General features: G+C 64.4%; 19 protein-coding genes. 11 read left to right on the forward strand and 8 right to left on the reverse strand.

The window, feature by feature from the left end; translation table 11 throughout:
- Positions 1-28: 28 nt before the first annotated feature.
- A complete protein-coding gene (locus WKW82_RS26915; RefSeq protein ID WP_340345588.1) occupies positions 29-1,243 on the forward strand; it encodes a DesA family fatty acid desaturase in 1,215 nt (404 codons plus the stop codon).
- A gap of 285 nt (positions 1,244-1,528) precedes the next feature.
- Here WKW82_RS26915 and rpmG read toward each other — a convergent pair whose 3' ends face one another.
- The 3 genes from rpmG to trxB all read right to left on the reverse strand — a co-directional run bounded on the left by rpmG (position 1,529) and on the right by trxB (position 3,301).
- Positions 1,529-1,702 carry a 50S ribosomal protein L33 gene (gene rpmG / locus WKW82_RS26920; protein WP_007830291.1) on the reverse strand — a complete coding sequence of 58 codons (174 nt, stop codon included), beginning with the start codon at positions 1,700-1,702 and terminating at the stop codon, positions 1,529-1,531.
- 11 nt (positions 1,703-1,713) lie between these two features.
- Positions 1,714-1,947 carry a 50S ribosomal protein L28 gene (gene rpmB / locus WKW82_RS26925; protein ID WP_007830293.1) on the reverse strand — a complete coding sequence of 78 codons (234 nt, stop codon included), beginning with the start codon at positions 1,945-1,947 and terminating at the stop codon, positions 1,714-1,716.
- Positions 1,948-2,350: 403 nt separating this feature from the next.
- Entirely contained in the window at positions 2,351-3,301 is a 951-nt protein-coding gene (gene trxB / locus WKW82_RS26930; protein ID WP_340345590.1) for a thioredoxin-disulfide reductase, read from the reverse strand.
- 159 nt (positions 3,302-3,460) lie between these two features.
- Between trxB and WKW82_RS26935 the strand changes: the two genes are divergently transcribed.
- The 3 genes from WKW82_RS26935 to lolA all read left to right on the forward strand — a co-directional run bounded on the left by WKW82_RS26935 (position 3,461) and on the right by lolA (position 7,294).
- On the forward strand, positions 3,461-4,135 hold the full coding sequence (locus tag WKW82_RS26935; protein WP_340345592.1) for a Crp/Fnr family transcriptional regulator: 675 nt from the start codon (positions 3,461-3,463) through the stop codon (positions 4,133-4,135).
- Positions 4,136-4,236: 101 nt separating this feature from the next.
- Complete coding sequence (locus tag WKW82_RS26940) at positions 4,237-6,630, forward strand: DNA translocase FtsK (RefSeq protein WP_340345594.1); 2,394 nt, start codon at positions 4,237-4,239, stop codon at positions 6,628-6,630.
- A gap of 28 nt (positions 6,631-6,658) precedes the next feature.
- Positions 6,659-7,294, forward strand: coding sequence for an outer membrane lipoprotein periplasmic chaperone LolA (gene lolA / locus WKW82_RS26945; protein ID WP_340345596.1), 636 nt, complete (start codon positions 6,659-6,661; stop codon positions 7,292-7,294).
- Between the two features lie 15 nt (positions 7,295-7,309).
- On the opposite strand, the gene WKW82_RS26950 is transcribed toward lolA, so the two are convergent.
- Complete coding sequence (locus WKW82_RS26950; protein ID WP_340345598.1) at positions 7,310-7,552, reverse strand: hypothetical protein; 243 nt, start codon at positions 7,550-7,552, stop codon at positions 7,310-7,312.
- 14 nt (positions 7,553-7,566) lie between these two features.
- Here WKW82_RS26950 and WKW82_RS26955 point away from each other — a divergent pair, with 14 nt between their 5' ends.
- The 5 genes from WKW82_RS26955 (at position 7,567) to WKW82_RS26975 (ending at position 12,812) form a co-directional block, all read left to right on the forward strand.
- Positions 7,567-8,880 (forward strand): replication-associated recombination protein A, encoded by a 1,314-nt coding sequence (locus WKW82_RS26955; RefSeq protein WP_340345599.1) that lies wholly within the window; start codon positions 7,567-7,569, stop codon positions 8,878-8,880.
- A 240-nt stretch (positions 8,881-9,120) separates the two neighbouring features.
- The gene (locus tag WKW82_RS26960) at positions 9,121-10,050 is read left to right on the forward strand and encodes a branched-chain amino acid ABC transporter permease (RefSeq protein ID WP_340336132.1); all 930 of its coding nucleotides are present in this window, start codon (positions 9,121-9,123) and stop codon (positions 10,048-10,050) included.
- Between the two features lie 12 nt (positions 10,051-10,062).
- Positions 10,063-11,256, forward strand: a complete 1,194-nt coding sequence (locus tag WKW82_RS26965; protein ID WP_340345601.1) for a branched-chain amino acid ABC transporter permease — start codon at positions 10,063-10,065, stop codon at positions 11,254-11,256.
- Positions 11,257-11,275: 19 nt separating this feature from the next.
- Entirely contained in the window at positions 11,276-12,046 is a 771-nt protein-coding gene (locus tag WKW82_RS26970) for an ABC transporter ATP-binding protein (RefSeq protein ID WP_340345603.1), read from the forward strand.
- 1 nt (position 12,047) lies between these two features.
- On the forward strand, positions 12,048-12,812 hold the full coding sequence (locus tag WKW82_RS26975) for an ABC transporter ATP-binding protein (protein WP_340345604.1): 765 nt from the start codon (positions 12,048-12,050) through the stop codon (positions 12,810-12,812).
- Between the two features lie 182 nt (positions 12,813-12,994).
- Here WKW82_RS26975 and WKW82_RS26980 read toward each other — a convergent pair whose 3' ends face one another.
- Together WKW82_RS26980 and WKW82_RS26985 are read right to left on the reverse strand one after the other, a co-directional pair.
- On the reverse strand, positions 12,995-13,966 hold the full coding sequence (locus WKW82_RS26980; RefSeq protein WP_340345605.1) for a tripartite tricarboxylate transporter substrate binding protein: 972 nt from the start codon (positions 13,964-13,966) through the stop codon (positions 12,995-12,997).
- Between the two features lie 131 nt (positions 13,967-14,097).
- Positions 14,098-15,162, reverse strand: coding sequence for a CDP-6-deoxy-delta-3,4-glucoseen reductase (locus WKW82_RS26985; RefSeq protein WP_340345606.1), 1,065 nt, complete (start codon positions 15,160-15,162; stop codon positions 14,098-14,100).
- A gap of 35 nt (positions 15,163-15,197) precedes the next feature.
- Between WKW82_RS26985 and WKW82_RS26990 the strand changes: the two genes are divergently transcribed.
- Entirely contained in the window at positions 15,198-16,133 is a 936-nt protein-coding gene (locus tag WKW82_RS26990; protein WP_340345607.1) for an SDR family oxidoreductase, read from the forward strand.
- A 49-nt stretch (positions 16,134-16,182) separates the two neighbouring features.
- Here WKW82_RS26990 and WKW82_RS26995 read toward each other — a convergent pair whose 3' ends face one another.
- Positions 16,183-17,370 (reverse strand): epoxide hydrolase family protein, encoded by a 1,188-nt coding sequence (locus tag WKW82_RS26995; protein WP_340345609.1) that lies wholly within the window; start codon positions 17,368-17,370, stop codon positions 16,183-16,185.
- Positions 17,371-17,488: 118 nt separating this feature from the next.
- Here WKW82_RS26995 and WKW82_RS27000 point away from each other — a divergent pair, with 118 nt between their 5' ends.
- Positions 17,489-18,802: an MFS transporter gene (locus WKW82_RS27000; RefSeq protein ID WP_340345611.1), complete on the forward strand. Its 1,314-nt coding sequence runs from the start codon at positions 17,489-17,491 to the stop codon at positions 18,800-18,802.
- A 93-nt stretch (positions 18,803-18,895) separates the two neighbouring features.
- Here the strand turns inward: WKW82_RS27000 and WKW82_RS27005 are convergent, their stop codons facing one another.
- Positions 18,896-20,284: an 8-oxoguanine deaminase gene (locus WKW82_RS27005; protein WP_340345613.1), complete on the reverse strand. Its 1,389-nt coding sequence runs from the start codon at positions 20,282-20,284 to the stop codon at positions 18,896-18,898.
- Positions 20,285-20,306: the final 22 nt, after the last annotated feature.

The raw sequence follows: 20,306 nt of genomic DNA on the forward strand, positions 1-20,306 counted from the left end.
TTCGTGCGGCTACGGAGTAAAAAAATCAATGACGTTTCCTGACTCTGCCGTCCTGAGCGCGGCCATCGACTGGCTCGGATACGGATTGTGGGACCTCACATGGTGGCAAGTCGTGTTGTACACGCTCGCCACCACGCACATCACCATTGCCGCGGTCACCATCTTTCTGCACCGCACGCAAACCCATCGCGCCATGGATCTGGGTCCGATCCCGTCGCACTTCTTCCGCTTCTGGCTGTGGATTGGCACTGGCATGGTGACCAAGGAATGGGTCGCCATTCACCGCAAGCACCACGCGAAGTGCGAAACCGTGGACGATCCGCACAGTCCGCAAGTCAAGGGCATCGACGAAGTGTTCTGGCGCGGTGCCGAGCTGTATCGCGCGGAATCCAAGAACAAGGAAACCATCGACCGCTATGGTCATGGCACCCCGGACGACTGGATCGAACGCAACCTGTACAGCCGCTACAGCTGGCAAGGCGTCGGCCTGATGCTGGTGCTCAACCTGGCGCTCTTCGGCGCGCTCGGCATGGCAGTGTGGGCTGTCCAGATGCTCTGGATCCCGATCACGGCCGCCGGCATCATCAACGGTATTGGTCACTATTGGGGTTATCGCAACTTCGAGGCGCCCGACGCCAGCCGCAACATCTCGCCCTGGGGCCTGCTGATCGGCGGGGAAGAACTGCACAACAACCATCACACCTACCCGACCTCGGCCAAGTTCTCGGTCAAGAAGTACGAATTCGACATCGGCTGGGTCTACATCCAGATGATGCAGAAGATCGGCTGGGCCAAGGTCAAGAAGGTTCCGCCGAAGATGCTGATGGGCGACATCCAGCCCGTGGCCGACGAAAAGACGCTCGAAGCCGTCATCGCCAACCGTTATGAAGTCATGGCCGGCTACGCCAGCCAGATGCGCCGCACGGTCAACGAAGAGCTGGCCCAGCTCAAGGCCAAGGGTGCCGACCTGTCGGTGCTCAAGGCGGCCAACCGCTGGCTGCATCGCGACGACGACAAGGTGCCAGCGGAAGCCCGTCCCAATCTGGTTCAGGCCCGCGCCGCGTCGCCGGTGATCGACAAGATGGTCACGATGCGCGAAGAATTGCGCCAGCTCTGGCTCAACACCACGCAATCACGCGAGCAACTCGCGGCTGACCTGGCCGGTTGGTGCCGTCGCGCGGAAGCCAGCGGCATCGCGGCCCTGCGCGAGTTCTCGATCCGCCTGCGCGCTGCGCGTGGTTGATAAGTGCTGACGTCGCGCAAGCGCACCTGACAGCAAGCGGCATCGCCGCTGCCACCCAGCAAAAAGCCGGCCCAGCGCCGGCTTTTTGCTGCGCGTCTCATTCTTGGCCTCTCGGGCGTCGGGAGGCACCAGGCCCGGCGGCGCAGGTGCGCGCGACTCTTCGCCGAATTGTCAGAGGCGGCCCAATCGAGGTGTCCTTCTATCTTTCGACGCGGCGGCAAATCGCCCCGGGCAACAAAAAACCCGCTGGATCGCAGCGGGTTCTTCTTGGATCAACAGGCCGAATTACTTCAGCTTGATTTCCTTGTATTCGACGTGCTTGCGCGCCTTGGGGTCGAACTTCATGATCGACATCTTTTCAGGCATCGTCTTCTTGTTCTTGCTGGTCGTGTAGAAGTGGCCGGTACCCGCGGTGGATTCCAGCTTGATCTTTTCGCGTCCGCCTTTGCTCGTTGCCATGATTCAGCTCCTTAAGCTTGGCCGCGTGCGCGCAGGTCTGCGAGCACGGCGTCGATGCCGTTCTTGTCAATCAGGCGCAGGGCAGCGCTCGAAACACGCAGGCGAACCCAGCGGTTTTCCGTTTCGACCCAGAAACGACGGTATTGCAGGTTCGGCAGGAACCGGCGCTTGGTTTTGTTGTTGGCGTGGGAAACATTGTTCCCGACCATCGGGCCCTTGCCCGTTACGTCACATACGCGTGCCATGTGGACACTCTTTCATGAACAGCTGGCACCCAATGAGCCCGGTGAACCGTTGGACGGCAACAGGATCGCGCAACAGGGTATTGCGGGGTGTTTTGCAGCTTGACCTCGCCAGAAACGGGTGGCGGTAGCCCGGATCGCCAAACAGCACCAAAGCGCAGATTCAGCAAAGCCAAAGATTATAGCCTGAAACTCTTGGCCTGCCCGCCTGCCCTGCCCGCCTGCCCGCCTGCCCGCCTGCCCGCCTGCCCGCCTGCCCGCCCGCGCTCGCCGAGAGGCGGGAGCGCACCTTTCCCGCCGCCGGCTGCCCGCGTTCAAGGCATGCCCGAGAATCGGCTTTGCCGGGCCGCGGCAACACCCGCGGTCGGCGGCAAGAGCGACGCGAACTCAGCGGAGCCTGGGGGCGTTACTCTTGTTCAAGGAAGCGCTGCGCATCCAGCGCCGCCATGCAACCCGTGCCAGCACTCGTGATGGCTTGGCGGTAGATGTTGTCCTGCACGTCGCCCGCCGCAAACACCCCAGGCACGCTGGTCATCGTGGCGAAACCCTGCAGGCCTGAACGCGTCACGATATAGCCGCCCTTCATGTCGAGCTGGCCTTCGAAGATGTCGGTGTTCGGGTGATGGCCGATCGCGATGAAGCAGCCCTTGAGGTCGATGTCCTGCGTGTCGCCGGTCAGCGTGCTTTTCACGCGAATGCCGGTCACGCCCGACGCATCGCCCAGCACTTCGTCGAGCGTGTTGTGCACCTTGAGTTCGATCTTGCCCTCGGCAACCTTTTCGTTGAGCTTGTCGACCAGGATCGGTTCGGCCTTGAACTTGTCGCGGCGGTGCACCAGCGTGACCTTGCTGGCGATGTTGGAGAGGTAGAGCGCCTCTTCGACCGCGGTGTTGCCGCCGCCGACCACGCAGACTTCCTGCTCGCGATAGAAGAAGCCGTCGCAAGTCGCGCAGCCGGACACGCCCCGGCCCATGAACGCCTCTTCCGAAGGCAGTCCCAGGTACTTCGCGGAAGCACCTGTGGCGATGATGAGCGCGTCACAGGTGTAGGTGCCGCTGTCGCCGGTCAGGGTGAACGGGCGCTTGCTGAAGTCGACCTTGTTGATGTGGTCGAACACGACCTGCGTCTTGAAGCGCTCCGCATGTTCCAGGAAGCGCTGCATGAGTTCCGGACCTTGCACGCCGTGAACGTCGGCGGGCCAGTTATCGACCTCGGTGGTGGTCATGAGTTGTCCGCCTTGCGCGATGCCTGTGATCAGCATGGGCTGGAGGTTGGCGCGGGCCGCGTAGACGGCCGCTGTGTAGCCGGCAGGGCCGGAGCCAAGGATCAGGACCTTGGCATGTTGCGTCGATGACATGATGGAAGCCTATGATTTACACGGTCTTAGCGTGTACATTTTGGGGTGATAACAAAAGTACCACCGTTCGGTCCACCGGACGGACCGGTGTTTTCAATGCGCGCGATTGTATGAATCCATGGAATTGGGATGCGACGCGGGCCATACGGGGGTTAGTGAATGTCGATGCTTTCGAACCTGGAGTTGTTGAGGCGGGTGCCGCTCTTTGCTGCGCTGACGCCTACGCAATCGGCAAGCATTGCGGATGCGATCGTCAAGAAGCGCTTCAAGCGAGCCGAGGTGGTGGTCGAGCAGGGCAAGAAGTCCGATGCGCTCTACATCATCCTTACCGGCAGGGCGCGGGTCATGAGCACCGACAGCCGCGGCCGCGAAGTCATCCTGGCCACGCTGCATCCAGGCGACTATATCGGTGAAATGAGCCTGATCGACGACGAGCCCCATTCGGCGACCGTTCGCACCGAGGTGCAGACAGACGTGCTGACGCTGGGACGCGAGGCCTTCTCCCGCTGCTTGCCGGAGAACTCCTCGATGTCGTACAACATCATGCGTGGCCTGGTCGGACGGCTGCGCCATGCGGACCGCAAGATCGAGTCCCTGGCGCTGATGGACGTCTACGGTCGTGTCGCCCGATCGTTGCTGGAGTTCGCCGTCGACGACGGCGCTGGAAATCTGAAAGTGCGCGACAAGATTTCGCGCCAGGACCTGGCCAAGATGGTGGGTGCGTCGCGCGAGATGGTCAGCCGCGTCATGAAGGACTTGGAAGAGCGCGGCTTCGTGCAGACTCAGCCAGATGGTTCGATGATCGTCAAGGACCGTCTCTCTTCGCTCACCTGATGGTGTTGCGGGCGCCGGACTGACAACGCAGCTGCGCCGGTTTCCGTTATCGTCATGGGTTGCTGACCGCGCGCTGATGCGGCGCAGGCGCTCTCTACTGCATGACCTACTCGTTGAACACACTCCACTCTTCGTCGGCGGCCGACAACCAGCCGGTTCGCCTGCGCGCCATGCGCTTTGCGCACGAGATCAGCCTGATCGCCGGCTTTGCCGTGCTGCTGTTCTGGCTGCTCGCGATGTTCAGCTATACAGCGTCCGATGCGGCATGGTCGACATCGGGCACCGGAGGCGACATCAAGAACTGGGGCGGCCGTTTCGGCGCCTGGCTCGCCGACGGCAGCTATTTCCTCGCGGGCTTCACGATCTGGTGGTGCTTTGCCGCGGGGGTGCGCGTGTGGCTTTCGTCATTGGCCTCGTGGTTGCGCGGTGGAGAGGCAGGGGCGCCCGATGCACCGCGACCGGGGCGGTTCAATCGCAGCCGCATCGCTTTCTGGGTGGGCCTGGTGCTCCTGTTGGCGGCCAGCGCGGTGCTCGAATGGTCGCGTCTGTATTCGCAGGAATTCCGCTTGCCCGGTGGCCACGGTGGCGGCGTGCTGGGCACCGTGCTGGGGCCGTTCTTCGTCAAGTGGGTGGGGTTCACGGGTTCCGCGCTGATCGCGATCGCGGTGCTGGTGATCGGCACCGCGCTGGTGTTCCGTTTCTCGTGGAGCCAGTTGGCCGAGCGCATTGGCGCCAGGGTCTTTTCATTGTTCGAATGGCGACGTGAAAAGCGCGAGTTTGCCGAAGACATCGCGTTGGGCAAGAAGGCGGTGCGCGAGCGGCGCGAACTCACCTCCGATGAACGCGCGCTCCAACCCGAGGGCGTGGAAGCGCCGGACGAGGAGTTGCGGATCGAGCCGCGTCCGAAGCGTCGGGCCGCATCGCCGCCGGTGCATATCGAGCCGGCCGTGGCCGAGGTTCCCAAGAGCGATCGGGTTGCCAAGGAACGCCAGAAGCCCCTGTTCCGCGAACTGCCTGACAGCAAGCTGCCGCAGGTTGATCTGCTCGACGCAGCGCTGGTGCGCCAGGAGACCGTGTCGTCCGACACGCTCGAAATGACCTCGCGCATGATCGAGAAGAAGTTGAAGGACTTCGGCGTCGAGGTGCGGGTTGTGCTGGCGTCGCCGGGTCCGGTGATCACGCGCTACGAGATCGAGCCGGCCACCGGCGTCAAGGGTTCGCAGATCGTCGGGCTGGCGAAGGACCTGGCGCGCTCGCTGTCGCTGATCTCGATCCGCGTGGTCGAGACGATCCCGGGCAAGAACTACATGGCGCTGGAGCTGCCGAACGCCAAGCGCCAGTCGATCAAGCTCAGCGAGATCCTGGGCTCGCAGGTCTACAACGATGGCAAGTCCTTCCTGACCATGGGCCTGGGCAAGGACATCATCGGCAATCCGGTGGTGGCTGACCTGGCCAAGATGCCGCACGTGCTGGTGGCCGGCACGACCGGTTCGGGCAAGTCGGTGGGTATCAATGCGATGATCCTGAGCCTGCTCTACAAGGCCGAGGCGCGCGACGTGCGCTTGCTGATGATCGACCCGAAGATGCTGGAAATGTCGGTCTATGAAGGCATTCCGCACCTGCTGGCGCCGGTGGTGACCGACATGCGGCAGGCGGCGCACGGCCTGAACTGGTGCGTGGCCGAGATGGAGCGGCGCTACAAGCTCATGAGCAAGCTGGGCGTACGCAACCTGGCTGGCTACAACACCAAGATCGACGAGGCGAAGTCGCGCGAGGAGTTCGTCTACAACCCGTTCAGCCTGACGCCCGAATCGCCCGAGCCGTTGCAGCGCGAGCCGCACATCGTGGTGGTGATCGATGAACTGGCCGACCTGATGATGGTGGTCGGCAAGAAGATTGAAGAACTGATCGCGCGTCTTGCGCAGAAGGCGCGCGCGGCTGGTATCCACCTGATCCTGGCCACGCAACGACCCAGTGTCGACGTGATCACGGGCCTGATCAAGGCCAACATCCCGACCCGCATCGCGTTCCAGGTGTCGAGCAAGATCGACTCGCGCACCATCCTTGACCAGATGGGCGCGGAGGCTTTGCTGGGCATGGGTGACATGCTTTACATGCCGAGTGGTACGGGCTTGCCAATTCGCGTGCATGGTGCGTTCGTGAGCGACGAGGAAGTGCATCGCGTGGTGGCGTACCTGAAGTCGCAGGGCGAGCCGGATTACATCGATGGCGTGCTGGAAGGCGGAACCGTCGATGGCGAGGACGGTCTCATGGGCGAAGGTGGCGGCGATGCGGAGAAGGACCCGATGTACGACCAGGCGGTCGAGGTCGTGCTGAAGAACCGCAAGGCCAGCATTTCGCTGGTGCAGCGCCACCTGAAGATCGGCTACAACCGCGCGGCGCGGCTGGTCGAGGACATGGAAAAGGCAGGTCTTGTGAGCGCCATGAGCGGCGCCGGGCAGCGAGAGATCCTGGTGCCAGCGCGCGCCGAGTGATCGCCGAGTGAGCGAACAGGAAAGTTGAATGAAGAAACAGTTGGCAGTGGCGTTGGGTTGGATGTTGGCGGTGAGCGCCGCATGGGCTGGCGGCATGGAAAGCCTGGAAGCGTTCGTGAAGGGCGTGAAGTCCGGTCGTGCAGAGTTCACGCAGACGGTGACTTCGCCGTCCAAGGACGGCGCGCCGCCGCGCAGCAAGACTTCCACCGGCACCTTCGAATTCCAGCGTCCTGGGAAATTCAGGTTCGATTACCAGAAGCCCTTTGCGCAATTGATCGTCGCGGACGGCAAGACGCTGTGGCTTTACGATGCCGACCTGAACCAGGTGACTCAGCGGGCGCAGGCGCAGGCGCTCGGGTCGACGCCGGCGGCGGTGATTGCCTCGGCGCCGGATCTGCGCGCGTTGCAGGCCGACTTCGCGCTCGAAGGCGCGCCGGCGCACGACGGTCTCGAATGGGTCAAGGCCACGCCGAAGAACAAGGACGGCCAACTGCAGAGCGTGCTGGTTGGTTTCGAAGGACAAAGCCTCTCTGCGCTGGAGATCCTCGACAGCTTCGGCCAGCGCTCGGTGCTGAAATTCAGCAAGGTCGAAATCAATCCTGCATTGGGCGCCGACACGTTCAGCTTCAAGGTGCCGAAGGGCGCGGACGTGCTCAAGCAGTAGGCCGTTCGATCGGCCTCAATCGCCTTCCTTGCGTTCCACCTTGTCGAAATAGCGCTCGCGTACGTAGCGCGAGATGAAGGTGCTGAGGCCGCGGCCTCTTCGCGCCAGCATCTGCATCTGTTCCACCGTGGCGCGACCGGTGCTTGCATCGGTGTAGATGTAGACATCGCCATCGGTGAAGCGGACTGCAATCGCACCCGGCGCACATTCGTACGCGAGGACGCCGGATGTTCCGTCGAGGTTCTTGTAGCGCGGCATCGCAAAATGATCCCATGGCCGTCAATTCCAGAGCCGCCGCTGCGGCATCCCATCAACCCCTTGCTGAACGCCTGCGTCCGAAGACACTGGGCGATGTGATCGGGCAGCAGCATCTGCTCGGTCCGGGCATGTCGCTGCGTATTGCCTTCGAATCCGGGCAGCCGCATTCCTGCATCCTGTGGGGACCACCCGGGACCGGCAAGACGACGATCGCGCGGCTCATGGCCGATGCCTTCGATGCGCAGTTCCTGAGCATCAGCGCGGTGCTTGGCGGTGTGAAGGACATTCGCGAAGCCGTGGAGCGCGCCGTCGCTGCGCGCGATGGTCTGGAGCAGCAACGCACCATCGTGTTCGTCGACGAAGTGCATCGCTTCAACAAGAGCCAGCAGGATGCCTTCCTGCCGCATGTGGAGTCGGGGCTGTTCACCTTCATCGGCGCGACGACGGAGAACCCTTCCTTCGAGGTCAACTCAGCGTTGCTGTCGCGTGCGGCTGTCTACGTGTTGCAGCCGCTCAACGAAGACGACCTGAAGCAGATCATCGCGCGGGCGCAGCAGATCAACGCCGTGCCGGGCATCGACGATGCGGCGATCGATCGTTTGGTCGCCTATGCAGATGGCGATGCGCGGCGCCTGCTCAACACGCTCGAGACGCTGGCCGTCGCGGCAGTCGCCGAGAAGCTCACGCAGATCAGCGACGAGTGGCTGTTGCGCGTGCTCGGCGAGCGCATGCGCCGCTATGACAAGGGCGGCGAGCAGTTCTACGACACCATCAGCGCGCTGCACAAGTCGGTGCGCGGCAGCGATCCGGACGCCGCGTTGTACTGGTTCGTACGCATGCTCGATGGCGGGGCCGATCCGCGCTACATGGCCCGCCGGCTCGTTCGCATGGCGAGCGAAGACATCGGGCTGGCCGATCCGCGTGCGCTGCGGTTGGCGTTGGATGCGGCCGAGGTCTACGAGCGGCTCGGGACCCCGGAAGGCGAACTTGCATTGGCCGAATGTGTCATCTATCTCGCCATGGCGCCCAAGTCGAACGCGGTCTACAAGGCCTACAACGCGGTGCGCGCGTTGATCAAGCAGGACACCACGCGGCCTGTGCCGATGCATCTGCGCAATGCGCCGACGAAGCTCATGAAGCAACTCGACTATGGCAAGGGCTATCGCTATGCGCATGACGAGGAGGGCGGCTTCGCGGCCGGCGAGCGCTACCTGCCCGATGGCCTGCAAGGCCAGCGCTTCTACGAACCCGTGGAGCGCGGCCTGGAGATTCGCATCGGCGAGAAGCTGCGTGAATTGCGTCGACTCAACGACGGCGAGGTTGACTGAACTTCTTTCAGTCTTCGAAGGCCGCACTCGCAAGTCTAAAAATCTAATCCCTACCGCAGTGCAAGGTCATCCCCGGGTAAGCGCGCACCGATTCGGGGAATGAGCGTGACTAAAATCCCGCCCACTCCGTCGCCGACTCATTAGGCTGGCTGACTTTTTGCTAGTCGTGCATGGCGCCTGATCGGCGCAAATGCAAAACGAGCGGCGCTGAACAACTGGCGCTTCAAATAAGGGATCTTTATGGAAATATTGCTGCAGCAGATCATCAACGGTCTGGTTCTCGGCAGCATGTACGCCTTGATAGCCCTGGGCTACACCATGGTGTACGGCATCATCAACCTCATCAATTTCGCCCACGGCGAAGTGCTCATGGTGGGGGCATTGACGAGTTGGACGATCATCGGATTGATCAGGGACGCTTCGCCGGGGATGCCGGGATGGCTGGTCCTGTTGATCGCGCTGATCATTGCCTGCGTGGTTGCGGCCACGCTGAACTTCGTGATCGAGAAGGTTGCCTACCGGCCGCTGCGCAACAGCCCCAAGCTGGCGCCTTTGATCACGGCCATCGGCATGTCGATCCTGCTGCAGACGATCGCGATGATCATCTGGCGGCCGACCAACAAGGCCTATCCGACCTTGTTGCCAAGCGATCCGATCATCGTTGGCGGCGCGTCGATCTCGCCCACGCAGATCATGATCCTGGTGTTGACGGCGATCTCGCTGGCGGTGCTGACCTGGCTGGTGAACTACACCAAGCTGGGCCGCGCGATGCGTGCCACGGCGGAGAACCCGCGGGTGGCATCGCTGATGGGCATCCGGCCCGACATGGTGATCTCGGCGACCTTCATCATCGGCGCCGTGCTGGCCGCGATTGCCGGCGTGATGTACGCGTCGAACTACGGCATCGCGCAACATGCAATGGGCTTCGGTCCCGGCCTCAAGGCCTTCACGGCCGCTGTGTTTGGCGGCATCGGCAACCTGGCCGGCGCGGTGGTGGGTGGCATCCTGCTGGGCCTCATCGAAGCGATCGGCGCCGGTTATCTCGGCACCGTCACCGGCGGTGTGCTGGGCAGCCAGCACAGCGACATCTTCGCTTTCGTCATCCTGATCCTGACGCTTACCGTGCGGCCTGCAGGCCTCTTGGGCGAGCGTGTGGCGGACCGCGCATAAGGAGCCGCCACCATGAAAAACAAGAACTTGATCTGGTTCCTGGTCGCCGGGCTCGGCTTGCTTGTGCTGCCGCTGCTGTTGCAGACGCAGGGCAATGCCTGGGTGCGCATCGTCGACATCGCGTTGCTGTACGTGCTGCTGGCGCTGGGCCTCAACATCGTGGTGGGCTACGCCGGCCTGCTCGACCTGGGGTACGTGGCTTTCTTTGCCATCGGCGCCTACATGTACGCGCTGCTGGCCTCGCCACATTTGACCGACACCTTCCCGGCCATCAAGGCCATGTTTCCTGGCGGGTTGCATGTGTCCTTGTTTGCCGTGATACCGGCAGCGCTGGTCCTGGCCGCGTTGTTCGGGGTGTTGCTCGGTGCGCCGACGCTGCGGCTGCGCGGCGACTACCTGGCCATCGTGACGCTCGGCTTCGGTGAAATCATCCGTGTGTTCCTGAACACGCTGGACCACCCGGTCAACGTGACGAACGGCCCCAAGGGCCTGGACGCGATCGATCCGGTGAGCATCCTGGGATTCAGCTTCGGCAAGCCGCACAAGCTGTTCGACGGCTTCACGATCTCGTCGGTGTCGCTGTACTACTACCTGTTCCTGATCCTGGTGATCTTCACGGTGATCATTTCGCACCGACTGCAACTGTCGCGTGTGGGCCGTGCCTGGATGGCGATCCGCGAGGACGAGATCGCTGCCAAGGCGATGGGCATCAACACCCGCAACATGAAGCTGCTGGCCTTCGGCATGGGCGCGAGCTTTGGCGGTGTGTCGGGCGCGATGTTCGCGTCGTTCCAGAACTTCGTCTCGCCGGAATCCTTCAGCCTGATGGAGTCGGTGATGATCGTCGCGATGGTCGTGCTCGGTGGCATCGGTCACTTGCCGGGCGTGATCCTGGGCGCGGTGCTGCTGTCGGCCTTGCCGGAAGTGCTGCGCTACGTGGCCGGCCCGCTGCAGGAAATGACTGGCGGCCGGCTCGACTCGTCGATCCTGCGCCAGTTGTTCATTGCGCTGGCGATGATCGTGATCATGCTGGTCCGTCCGCGCGGCCTGTGGCCTTCGCCGGAGCACGGCAAGGTGCGCAAGAACGGCAATGGCGGCGGTGGAGCGGGCGGGCCTCCGGCTCACCATCACGCCGGCGTGATCCTGGACACACCTGCCGACGAAGTGCCGGGCGAGCCCGGCCGTCCGATGTCGATCAACCCCTGAGCGGCACGAGAACAAACATATGACAGACACCATCCTCGATGTCCGTGGCATCTCCAAGCGCTTCGGCGGCCTGCAGGCGCTGTCGGACGTCGGCATCACCATCAAGCGCGGCCAGGTCTACGGCCTGATCGGTCCGAATGGCGCGGGCAAGACGACCTTCTTCAACGTCATCACTGGGCTGTACACGCCCGACAGCGGTACCTTCGAACTGGCTGGCAAGCCCTACCGGCCGACGGCGGTGCATGAGGTCGCCAAGGCCGGCATCGCGCGTACCTTCCAAAATATCCGTCTCTTCCAGGACATGACTGCGCTGGAGAACGTCATGGTGGGGCGCCACATCCGCACGCATTCGGGCGTGGTCGGCGCGATCCTGCGCACCGGCGCGTTCAAGGCCGAGGAGGACGCGATCAAGAAGCGCTCGCAAGAGTTGCTCGACTACGTGGGCGTGGGCAAGTACGCCGATTTCAAGGCGCGCACGCTGAGCTACGGCGACCAGCGTCGACTGGAGATTGCGCGCGCGCTGGCCACCGACCCGCAACTCATCGCGCTGGACGAGCCGGCCGCGGGCATGAACCAGACCGAGAAGCTGCAACTGCGCGAGCTGATCAGCCGCATCCGTGCCGACAACCGCACCGTGCTGATCATCGAGCACGATGTGAAGCTGGTGATGGGTCTGTGCGACCGCCTCACGGTGCTCGACTACGGCAAGCAGATCGCCGAAGGCGTCCCCGCCGACGTGCAGAAGAATGAAAAGGTGATCGAGGCTTACCTCGGCACCGGAGGGCATTGAGATGACGACCGCAGAAATGACAGCGCAAACGACCACACCCGCGCGCACCTCCGGCAAGGTATTGCTGCAGGTCAAGGGTCTTAAGGTGGCCTACGGCGGGATCCAGGCCGTGAAGGGCGTGGATTTCGAAGTGCGCGAAGGCGAACTGGTCTCCTTGATCGGTTCCAACGGCGCCGGCAAGACAACCACCATGAAGGCCGTTACCGGCACGCAGCCGGCGGTGGCCGGCGAGATCGAATTCCTCGGCCATAGCATCAAAGGCCGTGGCGCCTGGGACCTGGTGAAAGAAGGCCTGGTGATGGTGCCGGAAGGCCGTGGCGTGTTCACGCGCATGACGATCACCGAGAACCTGCAGATCGGCGCCTACCTGCGCAACGACAAGGCGGGCATCGCCGAGGACATGGAGAAGGTGTTCGCGACCTTCCCGCGCCTGCGCGAGCGCAAGGACCAGCTGTCGGGCACCATGTCCGGCGGCGAGCAGCAGATGCTGGCCATGGGCCGCGCGCTGATGGCGAGACCCAAGGTGCTGCTGCTGGACGAGCCCACGATGGGCCTGTCGCCAATCATGTGCGACAAGATCTTCGAGGTGGTGCAGACGGTGGCGGCGCAGGGCGTGACCATCATGCTGGTGGAGCAGAACGCCAACCGCGCCTTGCAACTGGCGGACTGGGGCTATGTGATGGAGTCGGGCGTGATCTCGATGAACGGGAATGCACGGGTCATGCTGACCGATCCGAAGGTGCGCGCGGCGTACCTCGGGGAATAAGCAGGCCTCGCGAGTCGCTGCGCGCTTCTCGCGCGACTCCCGCTCCCTTGACCAGGGGTGGCTCCAGAGGCCGGGCAATCCCGATTGCGCAGGGCCGCACGAACCAAGTCCGGCAAGTTCCGTTGCGACAAAGCTGAGGCGAATCGCTTGCAGCCTGTCGCGACTCCCTGTTCAAGCCATGCTCAGTCCACCTGGGCGCCGGTGGCTTTCACGACCTTCTCGTACTTGGCGAGTTCACTCTTCATGAACTGGCCGAACTGCTCGGGCGTGGTCGGCACCGGTTCCGCCAGGAGGTTGGCGAAGCGGGTCTTGGTCTCGGGCGCGTTCAGTGCCGCCACAAAGGCCTGGTTCAGCTTCATGACCACGTCGCGCGGCGTGCCTGCGGGTGCGACCAGGCCCCACCATGTGTCGATCGAGAAGCCCTTGAGCGTGTCCGCCACGGGCGGTACGTCAGGCAGGGCGGCGTTGCGCTGCAGGGTGGTGACGGCAATCGCCTTCAGCTTGCCGGAGCGGATGTTCGGTGCGGCGGTCGCGAGGTTGTCGAAGTTGAAATCGACTTGGCCAGACAGCAGCGCGAGCTGCGCCGGATTGCCGCCGTTGTACGGGATGTGCAGCGCGAAGATGCCGGCGTCCTTCTTGAACATCTCGCCCGCCAGGTGCCCGGCGCTGCCGTTGCCGCCGCTGCCGTAGTTGAGCTTGCCTGGGTTCTTCCTCGCGTAGGCGATCAGTTCGGGCAGGTTGTGGATGTTGAGGCGCTCGGCCGTTTGAGCGTTCATCACCAGCACATTGGGCACGCGGACCATCTGTGTGATGGGCGCGAAGTCGGTCGCCGCATTGAACGGCATCTTCTTGTAGAGCCAGGGATTGACCGCATTCGTGGCGGTGGCCGCGATGCCGATGGTGAGCCCGTCCGGCGCCGCCTTGGCGATCATGTCCGCGCCGATGTTGCCGCCGGCGCCCGGCTTGTTGTCGATGATCACCGTGCCCAGCGAATCGTGCACCCGCTCCGCCAGCGCGCGCGCCGTGACGTCGATCGGTCCACCCGCGGCGTAAGGAACGATCAGCCGAATCGGCTTCTGCTGCGCCATGGCGTGGCCCCCGCCAAGCAAAGCGAGGGCGGCAAGTGTCGTAAGAAGGAACTGTCTGGTTTTCATGAGCGGCGGGAGAAGTGGTGGAGAAACCGTAGCGAGCGGCCCGAGGTCGCGTCGAGGACCGCAGCCGTACGCCCGTACGGCGAGGACCGCAGGCGCGAGATCGGGTCGCGCAGTAGGTTTATCCGCCACTTCTAGGGGAGGGCCTTGTCGGCTTCGGTGGTAAAGGCGTCGGCGAAGAATTCTTCCTCGGGCAGGCCAGCCTCGGCCACATAGTCTTGCTTCGCCGAATCGACCACGATGGGCGCGCCGCAGGCGTAGACCTGATGACCCGAGAGGTCCTTGAAATCTTCCAGCACCGCCCGATGAACGAACCCGGTACGCCCCGTCCAGTTGTCTTCCGGCACCGCGTTCGACACAACGGGTACGTAGCGCAGGTTCGGCAACTCGGCCAAGTGGTCGAGCACCCAATCGTCCATGTAGAGGTCTTCAGGGCGGCGGCCGCCCCAGTAGAGCGTGGCAGGGCGGTCGATGGCCTTGAACTTCATGTGCTCGAGCAGCGCCTTGATCGGCGCGAAGCCGGTGCCGGAGGCCAGAAGAATGATGGGCTTGGCGGAATCCTCGCGTAGAAAGAAGCTGCCGTAGGGGCCCTCGATGCGCAGGATTTCCTTCTCCTTCATCGCTCCGAAGACGTGGTCGGTGAACTTGCCGCCCGGCAGGTGCCGGATGTGCAGTTCAAGGCCGGTGCCGGGCTCGCTCAGGGTGTGCGGCGCATTGGCCATCGAGTAGCTGCGGCGCGCGCCATCGCGCAGGATGAATTCGACGTATTGCCCCGCATGGAACTGCAGCGGCTCGCCGGCCGGCAACTGCAGTCGCAGCAGCACCACGTCGTGCGACTTCTTCTGCAAGGCCAGCACGCGTGCGGGCATCTTGCGAATCGGATGCGCGCCGGCCTCGGTGACCTGACGCGATTCGAGCACCACGTCGGTCTTGGCGTGGGCGCGGCAGGTCAGGATGTAGCCCTTGAGCTCTTCCTCGGCGCTCAGGGCCTTGCTCTGGTGCGAGTCGAGGGTGACTTCGCCCGAGAGCTTCTTGCACTTGCAGGAGCCGCAGGCGCCGTCCTTGCAGCCGTAGGGCAGGCCGACGCCCAGGCGGATGGCGGCCGACAGGATGGTTTCGTCGCTGTGCGCCGTGAAGTGGCGCCCGCTGGGCTCGACGGTGATGTGGAAGCCCGTCTCGTGCGGGGCGGCGCTCGTCATTGGGTATTCTCGGAATCGCGAAAAGGAATCGGATTTTGCCCTCAAACCAGAACCCCCTCGGTGCGCTGCCGGCGCGATTCCGCCGCGAGCGTGTATTGATCGTCGGTTGCGGCGATGTCGGCTTGCGCGCGGCGCGGGCATTGCGAGGGCGGGTGCAGCTGATTGCGCTGACGTCTTCGCCGGACAAGTTGCAGCGATTGCGCGAGGCCGGCGTGACGCCGATCTCGGGAAACCTCGATGCGGCGGACACGCTGCGGCGCCTGGCCGGCATCGCCACGCGCGTCCTGCACCTCGCGCCGCCCGTGCGCGAAAGCGCCCCATGGTGGCGCGACGCGCGCACCACCGCGCTCGTGCGTGCGCTGGCGGCGCGTTCGTTGCCTGCGGCGCTGGTCTATGGTTCGACCAGCGGCGTGTATGGCGACTGCGGCGGCGAACGGGTGACCGAGGCGCGTGCGGTGCGGCCCAATACCCCGCGTGCGCACCGTCGTGTCGATGCCGAAAAGGCCGTGCGCTGGTTCGGCCGCCTGGGTCCGGCCGTGCGCGTGGTGCGAATCCCGGGCATCTACGCGCCGGATCGCGAGGGCGGCACGCCGCGGGAACGACTCAGGAAAGGCACGCCGGTGCTGCGGCGCGAGGACGATGTGTTCACCAACCACATTCACGCCGATGACCTCGCGCGGGCCTGCGTGGCGGCGCTCTGGCGGGGCAGTACGCAGCGCGTGTTCCATGTGAGCGACGACAGCGACATGCGGATGGGCGACTACTTCGACCTGGCGGCGGACCTCTACGGCATGGCACGGCCGCCCCGCATTTCGCGCGACGACGCGGCGCAACAGTTGCCTGCGCAGTTGCTGAGTTTCATGGGCGAATCACGCCGGCTGGACAACACGCGCATGAAGCGTGAACTGCGCGTGCGGCTGCGCTACCCGACGGTGGACAGCGGCCTGCGAAGCGGGGAAGCATCTGGATGAGTCGTCAGCTTCGCCTGCGTCAAGAGCGCGAAGCTTGAACGAAAGTGCGCTATCGCCGCCCAGCTGTGTGGGAGGCAGGATCCTGGCCAGCGCGCAGCGGCCGGTAGAAGGCGCGGATCTCTGCTGCAAGCGCCTCTGGCTGTTCCATCGCCGCAAAATGCCCGCCCTTGGCCATGACGCTCCATCGGCGAATGTCCGTGAACGTCTGCTCGGCGAGCCTGCGCGGCGGGTGCAGGATTTCAGCCGGGAACTCGCAGTAGCCCATGGGCACGTCGACCGTCTGGCCCAAGGGGATGGGCCAACCGCCATGGACGCGGGCGTAGTAGGGCCAGAACGACGAGCCGATCGCGCCGGTGAACCAGTACAAGCTCACATCGGCGAGGATCTCGTCCTTCGTGAAGACCGACTCGACATCGCCGTCACAGTCGGACCAGGCGCGAAATTTCTCGGCAATCCAGGCGGCAAGGCCGGTCGGCGAATCATTCAGCGCATAGGCGAGCGTTTGCGGCCGCGTGCCCTGCTGCAGGCTGTAGCCGGTTTCCTCGGCAAGCCAGTGCTTCAGTTCGGCAAGGTACTGGCGTTCGGCCGGGCTTGGATCCGCATTCGGCGCAAGGTCGCGCCGGACGGGCAGCAGGTTCAGGTGCACCCCAATGGCCTTGTCCGGGTGCGCCAGTCCGATCCGCGAGGAAATGAAAGCGCCCCAGTCGCCACCCTGGGTGGCGAAACGCGGATAGCCGAGCACATCGCTCATCAACTGTGCGAACACGTCCGCGATCTGCTCGACGGAAAAACGCGGTTGGTTGGCAGCGAAGGAGAGGCCATATCCAGGCAGGCTCGGGGCCACCACGGTGAAGGCGTCGGCTGGATCGCCACCGAAGCGTTCGGGATCGGTGAGCATCGGGATCAGGTCGAGGAATTCGAACACCGAGCCCGGCCAGCCGTGCGACAGCAACAGCGGAAGCGGTGCGTCGCCTTGGCCCGCGACGTGAAGGTAGTGCAGGTCGATGCCGGCGATCGGCACCTTGTACTGGTCGAAGGCATTGAGCCGTGCCTCCTGGGCGCGCCAGTCGAAGCGGTTCTGCCAATGGTCGACGAGTCCGCGCATCCAATCCAGATCGGCACCTGTTTCCCACGGGGCGCCAGGCATGGCGTCCGGAAAGCGGGTTCGCGCAAGCCGTTCGCGCAGATCGTCGAGGGCCTTCTCTTCGACATGAAGCCTGAAAGGTCGAGGTGTCATGGATGGTCGCAATGCGTCGGGCGCTCACCGTACAACAGTTGGCGTGCCGATGCCAGTGCGCCCGATGCCGCCGCATGCGGGCACGCGCCAGCGAACGTGCCCGAGACGCCGGACCTGGTTGACGGCCGCCGGGCGGGGCAGGGTAAGGTGGGTCGGGCAAGATCGCCCGGTGCCTATGCCAAGCCGCTCCATCCCATTGCCCGTGTCGCTGCAGGTTGCCTTGCCCCTGGTCATCCTCGCGTTCGGCCACACGCTCTCCAACCTCATTCGCACCTTGCCGGCCATCGCCACCGATGTCATGTCGGCCGACATCGGAACGACGACGGGCTACCTCGGGGTGCTCACCGGCGCCTACCACCTCTTCTTTGCGCTGGGGCAGATTCCGGCCGGCGTGATGCTGGACAGGCTGGGCGTCAGGACGGTGTCCCTGTCGTTGTTCGCGATCACGGCGATCGGCGCGATGGCCGGTGCGTTCGCGCACAGCGCCTTCGGTTTTTTCGCGGCACAGGCGCTGCTCGGCATCGGCTGCTGCGGCATGCTGCTGTGCCCATTTACCCTGGCCGCCAAGACCTTGCCGCCGGCGCGCTTCGCCTTGTGGTCGGGCCTGATCCTGAGCATCGGCAACTGCGGCATGTTGTTGTCCGCGACGCCGATGGCATGGCTCATCGAGCACCATGGCTGGCGTGCCAGCTTCTGGTTTGCGGCTGCCCTGGCGGTCGGCATCGGCGCACTGGTGGCGCTGGTCGTGCCGAGCATGCAACGGACGGCGGCAGCGCCTGCACTCGAACTGAAGGCGGAGTTTCGCGAGGTGCTCCAGATTGCCGCGTCGATCCGCATGCGCGGGCCGGTGCTGCTGGCTTTCACATCGCTCGCCGCGGCGCTGGCGGTGCGCGGCGTATGGGGCGGGCCGTGGTTCATGGAAATCAAGGGACTGTCGCGGATCGAGGCGGGCAACGCGCTCCTTCCCCTGACCGTGGCGTTGGCAGTGGGCCCGCTGGTCGCGGGCGCCATCGACAGGTTGACCCATGCCCGGCGCGCCCTCCTTGCAAGCAGTCACCTCGTGGCGGGATTGCTGTTGCTCGTCGTGGTCGCTGCAGTGCCGGGTGGCTGGCTGCATGGCGGCTTCGTGGGCTCGGCGTCGTTCGATGCGTGGATCTTCTTTGCCTTCGGCTGCTGCATCTCGACGCAGCCACTGCTGTTTGCGATGGGGCAGTCATCGACCCCGAAGGAGAAGTCCGGCAAGGCACTCGCCGCATTGAACCTGATGTTCTTCTGCGGCACGGCCTTTCATCAACTGGCGAGCGGATGGATCGCGTCGACCTTCGGCCTGGTCACGGTGTTCTTCTACTTCGCCATGGCGCTGGCGGGTTCGACACTGCTCTTTTTCTACTACACCCGGCGTCGAGGCAGCGACGCTCACGTTCCGGGGTAGACCCGTTGCCCCGGATCAGACAAGCGCCAAGGGACGGTTTCGATAGGCGAAGCATTGAGGGGAAGCGCTGGTGTTCCCCAGGGCGTGCTCGCTTCAGCGCGCGCCCGCCGCCAACTGAACCGCGAGCCGGTTGTGCCGCTCCACCAGCGGCCCCAGGTCCACCGTCGCCAGCTGCCCTTCACGCACGACAACGCGGCCATTCACGATGGTCCATGCACTGTTAGGGCTGGCGCACAGCAGCAGGCTCGCCACCGGGTCATGCACGGCGCCGCCGGCAAAGCCCAGCGTGCGCAAGTCGAACAGCGCGAGGTCGGCGCACATGCCGGGCGCGAGGTGGCCGATGTCCTGGCGGCCCAGCACTTCGGCGCCGCCGCGCGTGGCGACTTCGAGCGCGTTGCGCGCCGTCATTTCCGAAGGGCCGTGGTCGCAGCCGAAGGGCTCCAGCGCGCGGCCGACGCGGGCCAGCAGCAAGGCCTGGCGCGCCTCGTTGACCATGTGCGCGCCGTCGTTGCTGGCGCTGCCGTCCACGCCCAGGCCGACTGGCACGCCCGCGTCGATCATCTTGCGGATGGGAGCGATGCCGGAGGCGAGGCGCATGTTGCTGCAAGGGCAATGGGCGACGCCGGTTTTCGTCTTCGAGAACAGCGCAATGCCTTCCGCGTCCAGCTTCACGCAGTGCGCATGCCACACGTCGTGGCCGAGCCAGCCGAGGTCCTGCGCATATTCGGTGGGCGTGCAGTTGAACTTCTCGCGGCTGTAGGCGATGTCGTGGTCGTTCTCGGCCAGGTGGGTGTGCAGGCGCACGCCGTACTGGCGCGCGAGCACGGCCGATTCGCGCATCAAATCGCGGCTCACGCTGAAGGGCGAGCAGGGCGCGACGGCCACGTTGACCATCGCCCCATGCGCCTTGTCGTGGAAGGTCTCGATGAGGCGCTGCGTGTCCTTGAGGATCGCATCTTCCTTTTCGACCACGCTGTCGGGCGGCAAGCCCCCCTGCGACTTGCCGACGCTCATGCTGCCGCGCGTGGCGACGAAGCGCATGCCGATCTCGCGCGCGGCTTCGATGCTGTCGTCCAGGCGCACGCCGTTGGGGTAGATGTAGAGGTGGTCGCTGCTGGTGGTGCAGCCCGAGAGCAGCAACTCGGCCATGGCCAGTTGCGTCGACACATGCACCATCTCCGGCGTGAGGCCGGCCCAGATCGGGTACAGGCCGCGCAGCCAGGAGAACAGCTCGGCATCCTGCACGCCAGGGATGGCGCGCGTGAGCGACTGGTACATGTGGTGGTGCGTGTTGACCAGACCCGGCACCACGAGGTGGCCGCGCGCATCGATGACTTCGTCAGCGGCCTGGGGCAGATCGGCATCGGCGCCGATCGCCTCGATGCGGTGATCCCGGATATAAATCGACGCATGCCGCAACTCGGTGCGTTGGTGGTCGAAGGTGGCTATGCACTCTGCATTTCGAATCAATAGCGTGCTCATGGCGCGGTGAATCCCTGATTGA

Origin of the sequence: Variovorax rhizosphaerae, assembly GCF_037889975.1 — a bacterium.
Lineage (GTDB): Bacteria > Pseudomonadota > Gammaproteobacteria > Burkholderiales > Burkholderiaceae_C > Variovorax > Variovorax rhizosphaerae.

What these genes read in the sequence shown, in the direction of transcription:
- WKW82_RS27005 (WP_340345613.1), bottom strand. Translation starts at nt 20,284, where the DNA reads ATGAGCACGCTATTGATTCGAAATGCAGAGTGCATAGCCACCTTCGAC.
- WKW82_RS26935 (WP_340345592.1), top strand. Translation starts at nt 3,461, where the DNA reads ATGTCGATGCTTTCGAACCTGGAGTTGTTGAGGCGGGTGCCGCTCTTT.
- rpmG (WP_007830291.1), bottom strand. Translation starts at nt 1,702, where the DNA reads ATGGCAACGAGCAAAGGCGGACGCGAAAAGATCAAGCTGGAATCCACC.
- WKW82_RS26965 (WP_340345601.1), top strand. Translation starts at nt 10,063, where the DNA reads ATGAAAAACAAGAACTTGATCTGGTTCCTGGTCGCCGGGCTCGGCTTG.
- WKW82_RS26980 (WP_340345605.1), bottom strand. Translation starts at nt 13,966, where the DNA reads ATGAAAACCAGACAGTTCCTTCTTACGACACTTGCCGCCCTCGCTTTG.
- WKW82_RS26960 (WP_340336132.1), top strand. Translation starts at nt 9,121, where the DNA reads ATGGAAATATTGCTGCAGCAGATCATCAACGGTCTGGTTCTCGGCAGC.
- WKW82_RS26940 (WP_340345594.1), top strand. Translation starts at nt 4,237, where the DNA reads ATGACCTACTCGTTGAACACACTCCACTCTTCGTCGGCGGCCGACAAC.
- WKW82_RS26985 (WP_340345606.1), bottom strand. Translation starts at nt 15,162, where the DNA reads ATGACGAGCGCCGCCCCGCACGAGACGGGCTTCCACATCACCGTCGAG.
- WKW82_RS26955 (WP_340345599.1), top strand. Translation starts at nt 7,567, where the DNA reads ATGGCCGTCAATTCCAGAGCCGCCGCTGCGGCATCCCATCAACCCCTT.
- WKW82_RS26995 (WP_340345609.1), bottom strand. Translation starts at nt 17,370, where the DNA reads ATGACACCTCGACCTTTCAGGCTTCATGTCGAAGAGAAGGCCCTCGAC.
- WKW82_RS26950 (WP_340345598.1), bottom strand. Translation starts at nt 7,552, where the DNA reads ATGCCGCGCTACAAGAACCTCGACGGAACATCCGGCGTCCTCGCGTAC.
- WKW82_RS26975 (WP_340345604.1), top strand. Translation starts at nt 12,048, where the DNA reads ATGACGACCGCAGAAATGACAGCGCAAACGACCACACCCGCGCGCACC.
- WKW82_RS26970 (WP_340345603.1), top strand. Translation starts at nt 11,276, where the DNA reads ATGACAGACACCATCCTCGATGTCCGTGGCATCTCCAAGCGCTTCGGC.
- trxB (WP_340345590.1), bottom strand. Translation starts at nt 3,301, where the DNA reads ATGTCATCGACGCAACATGCCAAGGTCCTGATCCTTGGCTCCGGCCCT.
- rpmB (WP_007830293.1), bottom strand. Translation starts at nt 1,947, where the DNA reads ATGGCACGCGTATGTGACGTAACGGGCAAGGGCCCGATGGTCGGGAAC.
- lolA (WP_340345596.1), top strand. Translation starts at nt 6,659, where the DNA reads ATGAAGAAACAGTTGGCAGTGGCGTTGGGTTGGATGTTGGCGGTGAGC.
- WKW82_RS26915 (WP_340345588.1), top strand. Translation starts at nt 29, where the DNA reads ATGACGTTTCCTGACTCTGCCGTCCTGAGCGCGGCCATCGACTGGCTC.